The organism is Azohydromonas australica DSM 1124 (assembly GCF_000430725.1).
Lineage (GTDB): Bacteria > Pseudomonadota > Gammaproteobacteria > Burkholderiales > Burkholderiaceae_C > Azohydromonas > Azohydromonas australica.
The window spans coordinates 29,309-44,074 of record NZ_AUMO01000031.1 but is presented as its reverse complement, the minus strand read 5'-3'; the positions used below and the strand labels follow the sequence as shown (position 1 = coordinate 44,074).

The 14,766-nt window shown below is 69.9% G+C and carries 15 protein-coding genes and 1 pseudogene; 8 read left to right on the top strand and 8 right to left on the bottom strand.

From position 1 onward, the window contains the following. The first annotated feature begins 97 nt into the window (after nt 1-97). On the top strand, nt 98-946 hold the full coding sequence (locus H537_RS0103100) for a metallophosphoesterase family protein (protein WP_238446591.1): 849 nt from the start codon (nt 98-100) through the stop codon (nt 944-946). 214 nt (nt 947-1,160) lie between these two features. Here the strand turns inward: H537_RS0103100 and H537_RS0103090 are convergent, their stop codons facing one another. Continuing rightward, nucleotides 1,161-1,925: an acetoacetate decarboxylase family protein gene (locus tag H537_RS0103090; RefSeq protein ID WP_028996723.1), complete on the bottom strand. Its 765-nt coding sequence runs from the start codon at nt 1,923-1,925 to the stop codon at nt 1,161-1,163. Nucleotides 1,926-2,129: 204 nt separating this feature from the next. On the opposite strand from H537_RS0103090, the gene H537_RS0103085 reads away from it, so the two are divergent. Continuing rightward, complete coding sequence (locus H537_RS0103085) at nt 2,130-3,581, top strand: hydroxysqualene dehydroxylase (protein ID WP_043458114.1); 1,452 nt, start codon at nt 2,130-2,132, stop codon at nt 3,579-3,581. 127 nt (nt 3,582-3,708) lie between these two features. Next, the gene (locus tag H537_RS0103080; protein WP_084150363.1) at nt 3,709-4,449 is read left to right on the top strand and encodes a PEP-CTERM sorting domain-containing protein; all 741 of its coding nucleotides are present in this window, start codon (nt 3,709-3,711) and stop codon (nt 4,447-4,449) included. Between the two features lie 122 nt (nt 4,450-4,571). Here the strand turns inward: H537_RS0103080 and H537_RS0103075 are convergent, their stop codons facing one another. Further along, nucleotides 4,572-5,411, bottom strand: a complete 840-nt coding sequence (locus tag H537_RS0103075) for a class III extradiol dioxygenase family protein (protein ID WP_028996720.1) — start codon at nt 5,409-5,411, stop codon at nt 4,572-4,574. Nucleotides 5,412-5,437: 26 nt separating this feature from the next. Next, nucleotides 5,438-5,785: a protocatechuate 4,5-dioxygenase subunit alpha gene (locus H537_RS0103070; protein WP_028996719.1), complete on the bottom strand. Its 348-nt coding sequence runs from the start codon at nt 5,783-5,785 to the stop codon at nt 5,438-5,440. Between the two features lie 122 nt (nt 5,786-5,907). Between H537_RS0103070 and H537_RS40865 the strand changes: the two genes are divergently transcribed. After that, entirely contained in the window at nt 5,908-6,924 is a 1,017-nt protein-coding gene (locus H537_RS40865) for a LysR family transcriptional regulator (RefSeq protein ID WP_084150361.1), read from the top strand. Here the strand turns inward: H537_RS40865 and H537_RS0103060 are convergent. After that, nucleotides 6,842-7,498, bottom strand: coding sequence for a M23 family metallopeptidase (locus H537_RS0103060; RefSeq protein WP_051241668.1), 657 nt, complete (start codon nt 7,496-7,498; stop codon nt 6,842-6,844). The genes H537_RS40865 and H537_RS0103060 overlap by 83 nt on opposite strands. 4 nt (nt 7,499-7,502) lie before the next feature. Further along, nucleotides 7,503-8,552: a L,D-transpeptidase family protein gene (locus tag H537_RS0103055; RefSeq protein WP_028996717.1), complete on the bottom strand. Its 1,050-nt coding sequence runs from the start codon at nt 8,550-8,552 to the stop codon at nt 7,503-7,505. Nucleotides 8,553-8,807: 255 nt separating this feature from the next. Between H537_RS0103055 and H537_RS0103050 the strand changes: the two genes are divergently transcribed. Both H537_RS0103050 and H537_RS0103045 read left to right on the top strand, forming a co-directional pair. After that, the gene (locus tag H537_RS0103050; protein ID WP_028996716.1) at nt 8,808-9,305 is read left to right on the top strand and encodes a hypothetical protein; all 498 of its coding nucleotides are present in this window, start codon (nt 8,808-8,810) and stop codon (nt 9,303-9,305) included. A gap of 98 nt (nt 9,306-9,403) precedes the next feature. Further along, on the top strand, nt 9,404-9,853 hold the full coding sequence (locus tag H537_RS0103045; protein ID WP_051241664.1) for a YybH family protein: 450 nt from the start codon (nt 9,404-9,406) through the stop codon (nt 9,851-9,853). A 38-nt stretch (nt 9,854-9,891) separates the two neighbouring features. On the opposite strand, the gene H537_RS50595 is transcribed toward H537_RS0103045, so the two are convergent. Then, nucleotides 9,892-10,893 (bottom strand): ATP-binding response regulator, encoded by a 1,002-nt coding sequence (locus tag H537_RS50595; RefSeq protein ID WP_169516944.1) that lies wholly within the window; start codon nt 10,891-10,893, stop codon nt 9,892-9,894. 417 nt (nt 10,894-11,310) lie between these two features. Continuing rightward, a complete protein-coding gene (locus tag H537_RS0103035) occupies nt 11,311-11,766 on the bottom strand; it encodes a fasciclin domain-containing protein (RefSeq protein WP_028996713.1) in 456 nt (151 codons plus the stop codon). A 141-nt stretch (nt 11,767-11,907) separates the two neighbouring features. Between H537_RS0103035 and H537_RS0103030 the strand changes: the two genes are divergently transcribed. Together H537_RS0103030 and H537_RS56230 are read left to right on the top strand one after the other, a co-directional pair. Further along, nucleotides 11,908-12,837, top strand: coding sequence for a MerR family transcriptional regulator (locus tag H537_RS0103030; RefSeq protein WP_043458113.1), 930 nt, complete (start codon nt 11,908-11,910; stop codon nt 12,835-12,837). Continuing rightward, nucleotides 12,834-12,998, top strand: a pseudogene (locus H537_RS56230) (DNA alkylation repair protein); the annotation flags it as partial. The gene H537_RS0103030 and the pseudogene H537_RS56230, both read left to right, overlap by 4 nt. A gap of 29 nt (nt 12,999-13,027) precedes the next feature. Here H537_RS56230 and H537_RS55345 read toward each other — a convergent pair. Further along, nucleotides 13,028-14,302: a hypothetical protein gene (locus tag H537_RS55345; protein WP_238446590.1), complete on the bottom strand. Its 1,275-nt coding sequence runs from the start codon at nt 14,300-14,302 to the stop codon at nt 13,028-13,030. Between the last annotated feature and the right edge of the window lie 464 nt (nt 14,303-14,766).

Sequence of the window (14,766 nt, the reverse complement as noted above, 5' to 3'; positions counted from 1 at the left end):
GCAAGGCCCATGCCTTGCTCCAGGGCGGCACCGGGGGCGCCGTCCGAGGCGCGGCCCCGCGTCACTCATTTCATCGATTGGTCGAAGGAGGACCGGGATGACCATGCCCACCGAGCAGCTACAAGCCACCACCTCGCCCTTGCAGCCCCAGGAGCAGCAGCATCCCCAGCCGGCCGCGGCGGGCGTGCTGCGCTTTGCCGCCGTGGGCGACCTGCATTGCACCAAGGACTCGGCCGGGCGCTTCCGCTCGTTCTTCCACCAGGCCGCCGAGGCCGCGGACGCGCTGCTGCTGTGCGGTGACCTCACCGACTACGGCACCACCGAGGAGGCCAAGGTGCTGGCCGCCGAGCTGGCGCAGGTGGCGATGGCCAAGCCGGTGGTGGCGGTGCTGGGCAACCACGACTTCGAGAGCGGCCAGCCCGAGGTGGTGGCTCACATCCTCAAGGACGCGGGCGTGCGCATGCTCGACGGCGAGGCCGTGGAGGTGCTGGGCGTGGGCATCGCCGGCGCCAAGGGCTTCGCGGGCGGCTTCGGCCGTGGCGCGCTGGGCCCCTGGGGCGAGCAGGCCATCAAGGCCTTCGTCAACGAGGCGCTGCACGAGGCGCTGAAGCTGGAGTCGGCGCTGGCCAAGCTGCGCACGCCCGAGAAGATTGCGCTGCTGCACTACGCGCCCATCGCCGCCACGGTGCAGGGCGAGCCGCTGGAGATCTTCCCGTTCCTGGGCACGACGCGGCTGGAGGAGCCGCTGATCCGCTACCCCGTGAGCGCCGTGTTCCACGGCCATGCCCACCGCGGCACGCCCGAAGGGCGCACCGTCAACGGCACGCCGGTGTTCAACGTCGCGATGCCGCTGCTGCGCCACGCCTACCCGCAGCAGCCGCCCTTCAGGCTGCTGGAGCTGCCGCGCCCGGCGCAGCAGACCATGGACGACGGCGGACCGCGCTAGCGCCGACGCGGCAGCGCGGCGCCGGCCGTCAACGCCGCGAAGGGCGCGCTGCCGGCATAGCGGGTGAACGCCTGCGCCGAATGGAGCACGCCGGAAGGCTCGGCCGCCATGACCCAGGATTTCCGATCATCCGAGGCGCCGTCGCAGTGCTGCGTGCGTGCAACCTCCTCTGCTGCCTTTTGCGAGGTGAACAGGTTGGGCGCGTGGTCAGATCTCAGCTCGCGTGCACGGGCCGCGGCGCAAACAGCAGTGCCTGCGCCCGCGGCACCACCTGGGTCCACAGCGGACGCGGCCCCAGGCGCAGCGCCCGTAGCGCGTCGGCCAGCGCGCCCTGCCCCACGCTCAGCAGCGCGCCGCCGGGGCCCGGCAACTCGTGCCAGCGCTCCTGGCGCAGGCGCAGCTCGCTGACCACCGGCACCCCGTCCAGCAGCGTGTGCGCCATGAGCGACAGCTCGCGCGGCGGCCCGTGGCCCGCGGCGGCGCGGCAGGACAGGGCCAGCGCCGGCTCGGCATCGCCCTCGTGCAGCGCGCAGCGCAGCCAGCCGGCGTGCTCGCCGCAGCGCAGCTCGGCCACCCATTTCGGAAAACCCGCCAGCCGCACCCCGCCCTCTCGCGCGCGCTCGGTGGTCACGGGCATCTGCCAGATGAAGGCCTCGAAGCGCGCGCAAAGCAGCGCGCGCAGCGCCCGCAGCCGGGGCAGCGGGCCGCGGCCCACCGGCAGCACCAGCGCCAGCTCGTCGTAGGCGCCCAGGTCGCCTTCGGCATAGCGCACCGCCACCACGCCCAGCAGGCACCGCCCGGGGCGCCAGACGAGCGGCTGCAGCAGCGCCGCCGAGGCCGCGGGCAGCAGCGCGCGGGCGACGTCGGCATCGGCGCTGAACACGGCCGCCATGGCGGCCAGCGACGCCAGGCGCAACGGCACGGGCTGCCCGCCCAGCGCCGCGCTGGGATGGCGGGCCACGCTGTCGAGGAAAGCCATGGTGGCGGCGTGAGCAGCCGCCGTGCCGGGCCTGGGAACACCGGTTGCCACCGCAACGCAGCGCGGCGGCCTTCACCGGGAGGCCGGCGCTCCCTATTCCTCCTGCCCAATGCCAAGACTTCCATCGTTCCCGCGCAGGCCGGTACCGGCCACCGCCACCGGCACGTCCCGGCCGAACAAGAAATTCCCGCTGGAAGCCTGCACTTGGACACCGCCCACGACGCCGACGTGCTGATCGCCGGCGCCGGCGTGGCGGGCCTGTCCTGCGGCGCGGCGCTGGCCGAGGCCGGGCTGAAGGTCTGGGTGCTGGAGCGCGACGCCCTGCCCGGCGGGCGCGCGGCGAGCTGGCCCGACCTCGTGACCGGCGACGTGGTGGACATCGGCCCGCACGTGCTGACCAGCGAGCACCGCAACTTCCGCGCGCTGCTGCGCCGCCTGGGCACCGAGGGTGACGTGTACTGGCAGCGCCAGCCGCTGATCACGCTGCTCGACGCCGGGCGGCGCATCGCCATCCCCACCTCCAGGCTGCCGCCGCCGCTGCACGGGCTGCCGGCGCTGCCCCGGGCGCTGCGCTGCATCAGCCTGCGCGACATGCTCTCCAACCTGCCCGTGGTCTGGCACGCGGCGCGGCTGGACGAGGACGCCACGCTGGCACTGGACGGCATCGACGCCATGCGGCACCTGCGCCAGCTCGGCGCCAGCGAACGCAGCATCGAGTGGTTCTGGACCTCCGCCGCCATGGCGCTGCTCAACGTGCCGCTGCAGCAGTGCTCGGCCGCAGCGCTGATGCGGGTGTACCGGGTGATCCAGGGACGCAGCGGCTACTGCTTCGGCTTCCCGCGCGTGCCGCTGGCCTCGCTGTACGTGCCGGGCTGCCGCGCGCGCATCGAAGCCGCGGGCGGGCGCGTGCTGCTGCGAACGCCGGTGGCGCGCGTGCACGTGGAGTCGGGGCGTTTCCGCGCCCTCGAGCTGGAAGACGGCAGCCTGCTGCGCGCGCCAGCGGCCGTGCTGGCGTTGCCGCCGCAAGCCTACCGCCAGGATCTGCTGAACGTGCCCTGGCCCGCGCTGTCGCATGCGGCGCACCGCTTCGACCCCGCACCCTACGTCAGCGTGTACCTGTGGCTGGACCGGCCGATCACGCGCGAGCGCTTCTGGGCCCGCGCCTGGGCCACGCGCGACCTGCACACCGACTTCTACGTGCTCTCCAACTTCCGCCGCCAGACGCACGGCACGCTGCTGGCGTGCAATTCCATCCACGTGCGCCTGGCCTGGGACTGGAGCGACGAGGAAATCGTGCAGCGCACGCTGCAGGAGGTGGCGGACTTCGCCCCCCTGGCGGCGCAGGCCCGCGTGCTGCATGCGCGGGTGCACCGCATCCCCATGGCCGTGCCCTGCCCCGCGCCGGGCACCGAGCGCGCCCGGCTTCCGGCCGCCACGCCCTTTGCCGGGCTGTGGCTGGCAGGGGACTGGACCCGCACCGCGCTGCCGAGCTCGATGGAAAGCGCCGCGCGCTCCGGCGCCCTGGCGGCCGAGGCCGCCGCGGCCAGCTTTGGAAGAACGTTACAAATATCGCTGCCCACGCCAGAGACCACCGGACTGATGGCACTGCTGCGGCGCTTACCCGTACCCCCCGGGAATCAACCTGGCTTGACTTGAAACAAGCCCCGCGATCTTTGTAATAGCAGGTAATGTCGCTGTAACCATGTCCTGACACTTGCTACAGTCTTACCACATTCCCGGGTTGACAACTCAGGAGGAACGTAGCAGTTGAAGTTAGGCTGGCATGAAGAAGTTGGGGTTATTGATGTTGGGAGCGGCGCTGAGCGCGGGCACACAGGCTGCGACGATCAGCTACGACTTCACCTCCGATCAGGCCGACACGGACTTCAACTTCGACGGCCGGCTGGGGCTGTTTGACAGCACCCTGGGCACGCTCACGAGCGTGCTGCTGGAGGTCTATGGAGAGTTCACCTCGGAAATGAGCATCGGCAACGCCGGCAAGGGCACGATGCGCAACACGCGGGTCAAGACGAGCTACACCATGTACTTCAACAGCTCGTTGCAGCCGCTGAATGACCTCCTCGTGGAAGCCCAGGCCGAGGAGCCCTGGGTGTCCTGGGGCATCGACTCGGGCAACCTGCGCGTCGGCCCGTACTCGTCGGTGAGCTTCGGTCCGATCACCGAGGGCAGCATGGGTCTGATCGACGCCAGCAGCCTGCTGTCGGCCTTCTCGGTGGCTGGCGGCGGCGAGTTCGGCCTGAACTGCATCACGGAAACCAGCACCTTCGTGGAGATGGGCGGCAACGGCTGGTTCAAGCAGAGCACCACGGGTGCCTGCGCCGCGGCCATCACCTACAACTACGACGAGGCCCTGCTGGACGCCGGGGAGCTGGGCGGCGCTGCTGGCGGCGCTGGCGGCGAGCCGATACCCGTGCCAGAGCCGCCGTCGCTGGCGGTGCTGGGCCTGGGGCTGGGCTACATGGCCCTGCGCCGCGGGCGCTCCCGCAAGCCCGCCGCGGCCTGAGCCGCCCAATCGTCCGTACAGATGCATCGCGCCCGCGGAGCCAGGCTCTGCGGGCGCGATTTGTTTTTCAGGGCAGACGGCGCCACGGGGCTTCACCCCGCGCCGTCCGCCCGGTGGCACTGTCAGGCCACCGGCTCCAGCAGCATCAGGCCCGAGGCGGTGTTGGAGATGGGGATGTGGTAGTTGCGGTGCAGCGCCTGCACCTTCTCGCCCAGCGCGGCGCGCGTGGCCAGCCACATCAGCAGCTCCACGCCTTGCGTGCCGGTGTGCTCGACCAGCTCGCGCGTCGTGAACTGCGTGGCCCACTGCGGGTCGTCGACCATGCTGTCCATGAAGCGCAGGTCGCATTCCTTGTTGATGAAGCCCGCGCGCTCGCCGTCGAGCTGGTGCGACAAGCCGCCGGTGCCCAGGACCAGCACGCGGTCGTCAATGTCCCACTGCGCCACGGCACGACCGATGGCCTCGCCCAGCTTCCAGCAGCGCTTGGCGCTGGGCAGCGGGTCCTGCACGGTGTTGATGCACACCGGGATCACGCGCACCGGCCACTTCTGGTCGGGCCACAGCAGCGCCATGGGCAGCGTGAAAGCGTGGTCCACCTTCATCTCCTGGCAGGTGGTGAGGTCGAACTCCTGCTCCACCAGCGACTCGATCAGCTGCCACGACAGCGCCGCGTCACCCTGGAAGGCGGGCAGCGTCGGGATGCCCCAGCCCTCGTCAGCGTTGCGGTACTCGGACGCGGCGCCGACCGAGAAGGTCGGCATCTTGTCCAGGAAGAAGTTCAGGCCGTGGTCGTTGTAGATCAGCACCACGACGTCGGGCCGGGCCTCGGCCAGCCACTGGTGGATGGGCCTGAAGCCGTCGAAGAAGGGCTTCCAGTACGGGTCCTGCTGCAGGCCCTTGGCGATGGCGCGGCCGATGGCCGGGACGTGCGAGGTGGTGATGCCACCGATGATCTTTGCCATGTGAGGTCTCCGGAATCGGTGGCGGTTCAGCGGGCGGCGTCCAGCAGCTTCTGCTGGAACTGCGCGCGGGTCATGCCGGTCTGCTGCGCGCCGATGTCCTGCATGTCCAGGCCCAGGATGCCGGCGAACTTGGCCAGGTAGTAGGCGTTGCCGCCCGCGGCAATGAGCTGCAGCACGTTGCGGCTGCGGATGGCCTCGCGCTGCACAGGCGTCAGACCGTATCTCGCGCAGTAGGCGTCCTCGTCGGCGACGAAGGCCTGGCGGTTGGCCTCGTCGTTGAACGAGTAGCACATCGTGTTGAGGGCGTAGCCCTTCATCGCCTGCTCGCCGTCGAAGATGACGGTGCCGGGAATGGGTTTCTTCGGTTCTCTCATGGGCCTTGTCTCCGAAAAGCCGACGGACTTGCTGCAGATCAAGCGCTGTCCTCGCGCTTGCCCTGGACGGCAGTGTGGTCTCAGCCATCATTCGGAAAAAGGCTGGCTGACTCATTGAACTCATGAGCCGTTTCGATCATTTGGACCTGGACGGTCACCTGCTGGCGCTGCTGCTGGCCGTCTACGAGGAGGGCTCCGTCACGCGCGCCGCCGCGCGGCTGGGCGTGACGCAGTCGGCCGTGAGCCACCTGCTGGACAAGCTGCGCGGCATCGTGGGCGACCCGCTGTTCGTGCGCAGCGGCCGCGGCATCGTGCCCACCGCGCGCGCGGAGGCGCTGGCGGGCCGGGCCCGGCTGCTGCTGGAGGACTTGCAAGGCTTCACCACCGTCGGCGGCTTCGACCCGGCGCGGCTGGACCTGACGGTGACCATCGCCGCCAACGACCTGCAGCGCGACCTGCTGCTGCCCGCGCTGCTGCACCGGCTGCGGGCACAGGCGCCGAAGCTGAAGCTGCGAGTCATCAACTCCGGCGTGCCCACGGCGGAGATGCTGCGCGAGGGACAGTGCCAGCTGGTGATCACACCGCGCCCGCCGGATGCGGCGGACGTGGTGCAGAAGCGGCTGTTCGAGGACCGCTACGCCGTGTTCTACGACCCGCGTGTGCGCACGGCGCCGGCCGGCCTGGAGGAGTATCTGGCGGCCGAGCACGTGACGGTGGTGTACGAGCCGCGCCGGGCGCTGGACTTCGACCGCTGGTTCGCCGAGCAGGCCTGCGCGCCACGGCGCATCGTGGCCAGCGTGTCCAGTTTCGCGGCGGTGTCGGCCTTCGTGCAGGGCAGCGCGCTGCTGGCGACGCTGCCCTCGCTGCTGCGCGTGCACCAGCTGCGCGGGCTGGCGCTGGCGCCGCCGCCGCTGGACTGCCCGGCCATGCCGATGTACCTGGTCTGGCACTTGAAGCACCAGGCGGAGCCGATGCACGCGTGGCTGCGGCAGGAGGTGGAGGCGCTGGTGCCGGCGGTGCTGGCCGGCAGCGCGGGACCGATGCCGCTGGAGCCGCTCAGGGCCGCTGCGCCTTCGCCAGCAGCGGATACGGATTCACCGCCGTCCCCTTCCACCACTGCCGCTCGGGGCCGAGCCTGAAGATGGCGAAGTGCAGGTGCGGCGCATCGGGATTGGCGTTGCCGGTGCTGCCGACGTAGCCGACGAGCTGGCCGCGCTGGAGCGTCATGCCCTCGCGCAGGCCGTCCGCGTAGCGGTCCAGGTGCGCGTAGTAGTAGGCGTAGCGTCCGCTCGGGTCGAACTGGTAGATCGTCAGCCCGCCGGGCACGCTGGTGAACAGCTTCACCAGCCGGCCCTCGTCCACCGCGAGCACCGGCGTGCCGCGCGGCGCCATGACGTCCAGCGCCTCGTGCGGGCGCGCGCCGGCGTCGCGGCCGTCGCCGAAGGTGTCGCGCAGCTCGGCGGGCGCCACGCCCTGCACCGGCATCAGCAGCCGGCGCTCGGCGAGCACGGCGAGATCCGCCTGCATCGCCTGCGCCTCGGCCTCCTGCGCGGCCTCGGTGCCCTGCGCGGCCGCGGCGACGGCCAGGCGCGGCGCCGGGCGCGGTCCGGCGGGCAGCAGCACCACCGCCAAGCCCAGCCCACCGCCCAGCACCAGGCCCAGCGCGGCCGAGCGCAGCGCGCGCGCCACCTGGAAACCCCGGCGCGGCGGCATGGCGCTACTCCTGCACGTCGACGGGGAAGCCCGTCTTCACGAGCGCCGACAGCCGCTGCGCGTCCCAGTTGGTCAGGTTCACGCAGCCGTTGGTGACGCGGCGGCCCAGCAGCGCCGGCTCCGCCGTGCCGTGGATGCCCCAGTGCGGCTTGGACAGCCCCATCCACACCACGCCCACCGGGTTGTTGGGCCCGGGCGGGATCTCGGCCTTGACGTGGTGCGGCTTCGATTCGCGGATGCGCGCCGGGTCGTAATAGAAGGTGGGGTTGGTGACTTCGTTGGCGATCGTGAAGCGGCCTGATTCCAGCGGGTCGAGGTTGCCGCCCAGGCTGACCGGGAAGGCCGCCGCAACAGAACCGTCCTCGCGCAGCGCGTAGAGCACGTGGTCGGACTTGTCCAGCCGCAGCGAGGTCACCTGCGGCGCCGGGGCCGCGCCGGTGCCCACGTCCGTGACCACGAGGCGCTCGCCGGCGGCGAAGCGCGCGTGCGGGTTGAGCTGGCGCAGCAGCTTCGGGCTCATGTGGTACTTCTCGGAGAGAGCTTCCTGCGGCGACTCGTAGCCCAGCCGCTCCAGCTTGGTGCGCTCCATCATGTCCCGCGGGATGCGCTCGAAGGGGCCGGCCACGTCCTGCGGCGCCAGGGTGACGAGGCCCAGCACGGGCGCCGCGTCCGTCCGCAGCGCCTGCCAGGTCAGCGGGCCGAGCAGGCCGTCCACCGGCTTCAGGCCGCGCGCGAGCTGAAACGCCGCCACGGCGCGGCGCATGTTGGTGCCGTAGAAGCCGTCGATCTCGCCGACCGGAAACCAGGCCCGGTCGAGCATCACCTGGGCCCGCACCACGGCCGGGCCGCGGTCGCCGGGCTTCAGGGACGGCGGGTCGGCAGCCGGGGCGTTGTAGCGGGCGAGCAGCGCCTCAACGGCGGCGGGTTCGCCCGCCGCCACCGGCGCGGAGGCTGGCGGCTGAGCCGGCGCCGCGGCGGCAGCCAGCCCGGACGAGGCGGCCCAGGCCGCAAGGGCGAGGAAAGAAGAAGCGAGGGGAAAGCGGCGTCGGGGCATGGGTGTCTGATCGGCTGTCGGGATAGGCCCTCGCCCGCCGGAACACCGGGCGGCCGGCCCGGGCCCGCGGCGCAGAGGCTTGTGGACCAGCGCGGACAGGCAATCGCTGAGCCGGCGCGGCCCCGGGTTCGCGCGCGCGGCCGCGACGCACGCCGGGGCCGCCTGCACCCAGAGCCCGGCGGCCCCTGAGAAATCCCGGGCGAACTCGGAGCGCATGCGCCGTCTCCAAGCCGCATGCGCCGTGCATTACCGGGCTTGTGCCTGCTGCTTGCCGTCCAGGCCGCCCCGGCCCAGGACGAGGACGCCCTGCGCTCGGATCCCTGCCGCGGCGCCCTGGCGGCCTTGCAGGCGCAGGAGGCAGCGGCGGCTGCAACCACACCCGCCAGGGAACCGGAAGCCGACGAGGCCGCGCACCATGCCGCCCTGGCCCGCCTGAATGCCGCGCGCGACCTGGCTGCCCGCGCCTGCCTGCAGGGCCGCGCCGACCAGCCCGCCCACCCCGGGCGGCTGGCAACGCCGCCGCTGAGCGTGCCGCCGCTGGCGGTCACGCCGCAGACCGCCCCGCTGCCGCTCCCGCCCGCGGGCATTCCCGTGCCGCTGCCTCGCGCCGCGCCGCCGGTGTCCATCACCACCTGCGACGCGCTGGGCTGCTGGGCCAGCGACGGCACGCGGCTGCCGCGCGCCGGCCCGAACCTGATCGGCCCGCGCGGCTTCTGCACCGCGCCGGGCGGGGTGCTGCACTGCCCGCCCTGAAAACCCGCACGCGGCATGAAGGCGCAAGGGTCCCACGGTTGCCTCGGCTCACCGGGCGGCGAAAAATTCTGGTCCCTGTCAACGACATGGAGGCTTCCATGCATCCGGTTCGTTCAACCCTGGTGGGACTGTCGCTGGCCCTTCTCGTGCCGGTCGCGGCACTGGCTGCGGACACCAAGGGCGGCCCGCAGGCCGATGTGAGGGCTGCCTATGCGGCATGGGACGCCGCCTTCAACCAGCATGACGCCAAGGCCTTGTCCACGGCCTACGTCGCCAACGCTCGCTTGCTGCCACCCACGCACGAGGCCGCCACCGGGCCGGCGGAAATCGAGAAGTTCTTTGCCGGCGTCATCGGCAGTGGCGTCTCCAACCACCGCCTGGAGTTGCTGGACAGCGGCAGCAGCGGCCAGCTCGTCTGGGCTTCCGCGCGCTGGAGCGCCGAGGCCAAGGGCACCGACGGTACGGTGAAGAAAGTGGGCGGCTTCGCCACCCACGTTTTCGAACGCAGCGGCAACCGGCTGAAGCTGAGGGAGCACACCTTCAACTGAGACGGGCCGTCACTTCGGAGCCCCACGCCGGCCGCGACTCAGCACCCCGCCGCGGCCGGCGCAGGGCCTTCCAGCCACTGCAGCAGCGTCCGGTACAGCAGCCCGAGGTCGGCCGGCTTGGACAGCACGGCGTTCATGCCCGCGGCCAGGCAGGCCATGCGCTCTTCATTGAAGGCGTTGGCCGTCAGCGCCAGCACCGGGACGCCGCCCCAGCCCGGCAGCGCGCGGATCGCCCGGGTCGCGTCCAGGCCGTCCATGCGCGGCATCGCCACGTCCATCAGCACCAGCCCGTAGCAGCCGGCGCGGGCCTTGTCCAGCGCCTCCAAGCCATCGGCGGCCGTGTCCACGGCCAGCCCCGCGCTGGCCAGCATCGCCACCGCCAGCTCGCGGTTGACGCGGTTGTCCTCGACCACCAGCGCACGGGTGCCGGCATGCCGGGCGCGCAGCGCCGCAGCCGCCTCCAGCGCGGGATGGAACTCATGCCGCGCAGCCCTAGGCCGCGCGCCGGCCGCCTCTGCCTGAATTGCCAGCGGATCGACCGGCGCCGCAGCCAGGGAATTCGGCTCAAATGCCTTGGCGAATTTCAGGGATAGGGCCGCACCTGCCTGGCGCGGCGTGAGCTCGCGTACCGTGGCCTGCAGAAGCATTTGGGTTCCCGGCACGAAACAACTCCACCATATCTCGGCATCGAAATGACGGCCATTCGGCTGCGCGAATCTCCATCCGGACACTCCGACACCCTGGGCCAGGATTCTCTCGAACAAATTCATGCCCAGCTCGCGGGAAGGCTGCCCGCCCGGCTGGAACCCGGGAGAAACATCGAACAGCGTGCGTCCGCCCAGCGATGCCAGACCCAGCAGTTGCAGCGCGGCCGGATTGGCCCGGATGAGGCGGCCCTGCCCGGCGTCAAGCACGATGCAGGCGTCCCTGGAGGCTTCGAAAAGTTGCCTGTGGCTGGGCTCCGCATCGGGCAGCACGTCTCGCTCAAGGTCCGCGTGCCGGTCCAGCGGTGGCAACGTTTCTTCAGGCTTGTCGCTCATGAGCTTGTGTTCCAGGCAGGCGCTCCGGCAGCCGGAGCTGGTGAAATTCGCGGAAATCCTGGAGCAGGCCTGCCTGCGCCGCATGTATTCAGACCCGCACGATATTATCGACCGGCAAATTTATCCACCATCGGCAGTATCCATCCACTGCCGACCTGCTTGGTGATTCGCGATGGCCGGCATGGCTTCGGTAGTATCTTGAGCCATGGGCAAGTACAACGGCCTAAATTAGGCCAAGATATGACAGCAGAATTGTGACCAAACCGTCAACGCGGGGGGCGCTTGATTCATCTCAATCGGACACGCGGTGCTGGCAAAATGAATATCCGGAAATTCAAAAGCAAAAACCCGTGGCGGGTCGCGCCACGGGTTTCGTCATGCCTGAAGGAAATCCGGCCCGCTGGGCCGGTTGCAGGCTCACTGGGGCATCAGCACCCGGTCGATGACGTGGATCACGCCGTTGTCGGCCACGATGTCGGTCTTGACCACCTTGGCCTGGTCCACCGAGACGCCACCTTGCGTGGACACCGTCAGCGCCCCGCCCTGCACCGTGGGCACCTTGCCCGCCTTCACGTCGCTGGCCATCACCTTGCCCGGCACCACGTGGTAGGTCAGCACCTGGGTGAGCTTGGCCTTGTCCTTGAGCAGCGCCTCCAGCTGCTCCTTGGGCACCTTGGCAAAGGCCTCGTCGCTGGGCGCGAACACCGTGAAGGGGCCCTTGCCCTTGAGCGTGGCCACCAGGTCTGCCTGCTTCACGGCCGTCACCAGCGTGTTGAAGGTGCCTGCGGACACGGCGGTGTCCACGATGTCGGCCGCCTGGACGGCGGAAGCCAGGCCCAGCGTCAGGATGGCAGCGGACAACAGTTTGTTCATGTCGATCTCCTGGTCGGTGTAGAGAGGCAAGGTTGCATCTGCTTGGACAAACGATGTTTTGTCTAAGACAAACATCGTTTGCTGGGCATCTTAGGCGATGTCCGGGGTGCGCATCAAGATTTGTCCAGGACAATCAGGGGTATGAGTACCGTTTTGTCCATCGCCGACGTGGAGCGCGACACCGGCCTGAGCAAGGACACGCTGCGCATGTGGGAACGCCGCTACGGCTTTCCGCAGCCGCGGCGCGACGCGCTGGGCGAGCGCAGCTACGCGCCGGAGCAGGTGGAGAAGCTGCGGCTGATCCGGCGCCTGATGGACGCCGGCCACCGGCCGGGGCGGCTGGTGCCCTGCCCGATGGACGAGCTGCGCACGTTGCTGGGCGCGGGGGGCCCGGCGCAGCGCGCGCCGGGGGCCACGGCGGCAGCGCCTTCGGGTCCGGCCGCGGAGGGTAGCGACGAGGTCCAGGGGCTGATCGCGCTGCTGCGCAGCCACGATGCCGCCGCACTGCGCCAAGCGCTGGCGGTGGCGCAGGCGCGCCATGGGCTGCGCGGCTTCGTGATCGAGGTGGTGGCGCCGATGGCGCGGCGCGTGGGCGAGGCTTGGCTGCACGGCGAACTGCGCATCTTCGAGGAGCACCTGTTCACTGAATGCGTTCAGGCCACGCTGCACGCGGCGCTGGGGAATCTGCCCGCGCATGCGGGCCGGCCGCGCGTGCTGCTGGCCACGCTGCCTGGCGAGCCGCACGGCCTGGGGCTGCTGATGGCGCAGACGGTCCTGAGCCTGGAAGGCTGCGCCTGCATGTCGCTGGGCACGCAGGTGCCGCTGGACGACATCGTGGCCGCCACCGCGTCCTGGGACGCCGAGGTGGTGGCGCTGAGCGTCACTGGCTGCCAGAAGCGCAACCTGGTGCTGGCGAGCCTGGCGCAGCTGCGCACGCTGCTGCCGGCCGGCGTGGCGCTGTGGGTGGGCGGCGCCGCGCCCGCGCTGGGCCGCCGCGCCCTGGAGGGCGTGCTGCGGGTGGCGGCGCTGGAAGAAATCCCGGAAGCAGTGCAGGCGTGGCGCTCGGCATGAGCGGTGCCACCACCCAGCTCCAGTCAGCCGACTACCACGTCGCCCAGGTCCGCCAGGCCTTGGAATCGCTGGCCGACGCGCAGGCCGCGTGGCAGATGCGCGCCTGCATGCGCGACCAGCTCCCGTTCCTGGGCCTGAGCGCGCCACTGCGGCGCCAAGCGGTGGCGGCGCTGGAGCGGCCAGCGCCGGTTCAGGACCCCTGCCTCACGCAGCGCACGTATTTCGCGGGGCACCGGGCGCTCAGCCCGCCCGAGGACGAGTCGGGAAAATCGGCGGAACGGAACATCCGCAGTACCTTGGTCCAGGCGAAATAAGGTTCGCGCAGGTCACGCTGCCAGAAGACGTAATTGCTGTGCAGGCGGTCCCTGGCAAACACGTAGATATCGTGAACCGGCGGTGGATCGAAGGGGCCGCCCACGTAGGTCGAACGGTAGGAGTGGTGCTCCACCTGCATGCCGATGGGCACCCGGCCCTGCGCCTGGTCGTTGAACGGGTAGATGAATTTCTCGTGCTGGGGGTCGTCCAGGTAGACATCCGGTGAACCCAAGCCTATGCCCTTGTCCAGCAGGTTCTCGACGATACCCGGTGTGTAACCGATGGGATAATTCACGAACTGGATCACCACGGTATTCAAGAATGCCTTGCGCGCTGCCGTGTCAACCTGCGCCAGGCCCGCGTAATACCCGGCCTTCTGCTCCTCGGTGATGGGGTCCACGGGTTGCCCGAAGGCCGTTTCCGCCAGGATCACGCCTTCGAAATTCGGGTTGGCGTTGTAGTGCCGGGCCAGCTCGCGGACCAGTGCGATCAGGCGATTGCGCGCATGCTCGTTCCAGAGCGCGAGGTTTTCCCCGAAAGTATCCCGCTGGTTCTTGAACTTGTAGACACCGCCGCCGTAGTAAGGCGTGCGCAGGTATGCCGGCGCCACCTTGCCCTCGCTGAATCCGCGAATGCTCAGCAGCACGAAAAAGCGCTTGTGCTGCGCTGCCGCCTTGGCCAGGTACCGGTCGATACGCCCAAAGCGGTACACCCCTTTTTCCAACTCCAACTGTGACCAGTAGGCGCGCAGCACGATGCCTTTCACCACGGGCAAGGGACGGATCTCGTTCAAGGTGGTATCGAAGGTGGCTTCCCTCGTCTCGGAATCCAGTACCACGTAGTGGCCGGGATTCCATTTCATGACACCCGGCGCAAGGCTGAGTTCCGGCACGGATGCTCCCACGCCTTGCGCCGTTTCCGCTACGGGCTGGCGCGCTTGCGGCGAGGCTTGAAGCGGCACCTGCGAAAAGGCCTCGGGCCCTTTACCCGTCAAAAGCGTTTCCCCACCGCTCTGTGCTTGGCCGGATTCCATGGACGTCGTGGTCGCGGCCGTCAACCCGGCCGAATTTCCACCGCCGCCACAGCCCCCCAGCCACAAGACCACGACCATTACCAGGCCTGACATCAGGCGACGACTGAAAATGCTCATGGCGCGCTGGGCGGAGCCCCCCTCAAACTCAAAGAACCCGAGACACCTTTTCAGCAAAATACTCCAGTTCGCGACAGGCCGTAAACCCTGCGTCGAAAAGGCAGTTAGGCGCTCGCTGAAATTCAGGCCGCTTCGCTTTGGACGACAGCCGTTGAAACTCCAAGGTTTGAATATTCGGGACGGCCTGGCAGGCATCGTCGGTGGTCCGCTGCGCCAGGCGCTGCGCACGCTACCCCACGCGCAAGTGCCGGTGGACGGGGTGCCGTAGGCTCCCTCGCCCCAACGCCGCCGCACGGCCCTCCTGCACCCGCTTGGCTGTCGCCTGGAGACGAGAATTCGGGTCGTTCAAGCACACCCATGACGCATGCCGCGGCAGCCGGGCGCCGTGAGCGCAGTAAGTCCATACTAATTTCAGACCCAACACGGAGTTCTGGAAAATTTGATATTGATCACGAAACAGCAGC

Coding starts and splice junctions, on each gene's coding strand:
- H537_RS40865 (WP_084150361.1), top strand. CDS start 5,908: ATGAGCCGTTTCGATCATTTGGACCTGGACGGTCACCTGCTGGCGCTG.
- H537_RS55345 (WP_238446590.1), bottom strand. CDS start 14,302: ATGAGCATTTTCAGTCGTCGCCTGATGTCAGGCCTGGTAATGGTCGTG.
- H537_RS50595 (WP_169516944.1), bottom strand. CDS start 10,893: ATGAGCGACAAGCCTGAAGAAACGTTGCCACCGCTGGACCGGCACGCG.
- H537_RS0103100 (WP_238446591.1), top strand. CDS start 98: ATGACCATGCCCACCGAGCAGCTACAAGCCACCACCTCGCCCTTGCAG.
- H537_RS0103075 (WP_028996720.1), bottom strand. CDS start 5,411: ATGGCAAAGATCATCGGTGGCATCACCACCTCGCACGTCCCGGCCATC.
- H537_RS0103060 (WP_051241668.1), bottom strand. CDS start 7,498: ATGCCGCCGCGCCGGGGTTTCCAGGTGGCGCGCGCGCTGCGCTCGGCC.
- H537_RS0103035 (WP_028996713.1), bottom strand. CDS start 11,766: ATGAACAAACTGTTGTCCGCTGCCATCCTGACGCTGGGCCTGGCTTCC.
- H537_RS0103080 (WP_084150363.1), top strand. CDS start 3,709: ATGAAGAAGTTGGGGTTATTGATGTTGGGAGCGGCGCTGAGCGCGGGC.
- H537_RS0103045 (WP_051241664.1), top strand. CDS start 9,404: ATGCATCCGGTTCGTTCAACCCTGGTGGGACTGTCGCTGGCCCTTCTC.
- H537_RS0103030 (WP_043458113.1), top strand. CDS start 11,908: ATGAGTACCGTTTTGTCCATCGCCGACGTGGAGCGCGACACCGGCCTG.
- H537_RS0103090 (WP_028996723.1), bottom strand. CDS start 1,925: ATGGCTTTCCTCGACAGCGTGGCCCGCCATCCCAGCGCGGCGCTGGGC.
- H537_RS0103070 (WP_028996719.1), bottom strand. CDS start 5,785: ATGAGAGAACCGAAGAAACCCATTCCCGGCACCGTCATCTTCGACGGC.
- H537_RS0103055 (WP_028996717.1), bottom strand. CDS start 8,552: ATGCCCCGACGCCGCTTTCCCCTCGCTTCTTCTTTCCTCGCCCTTGCG.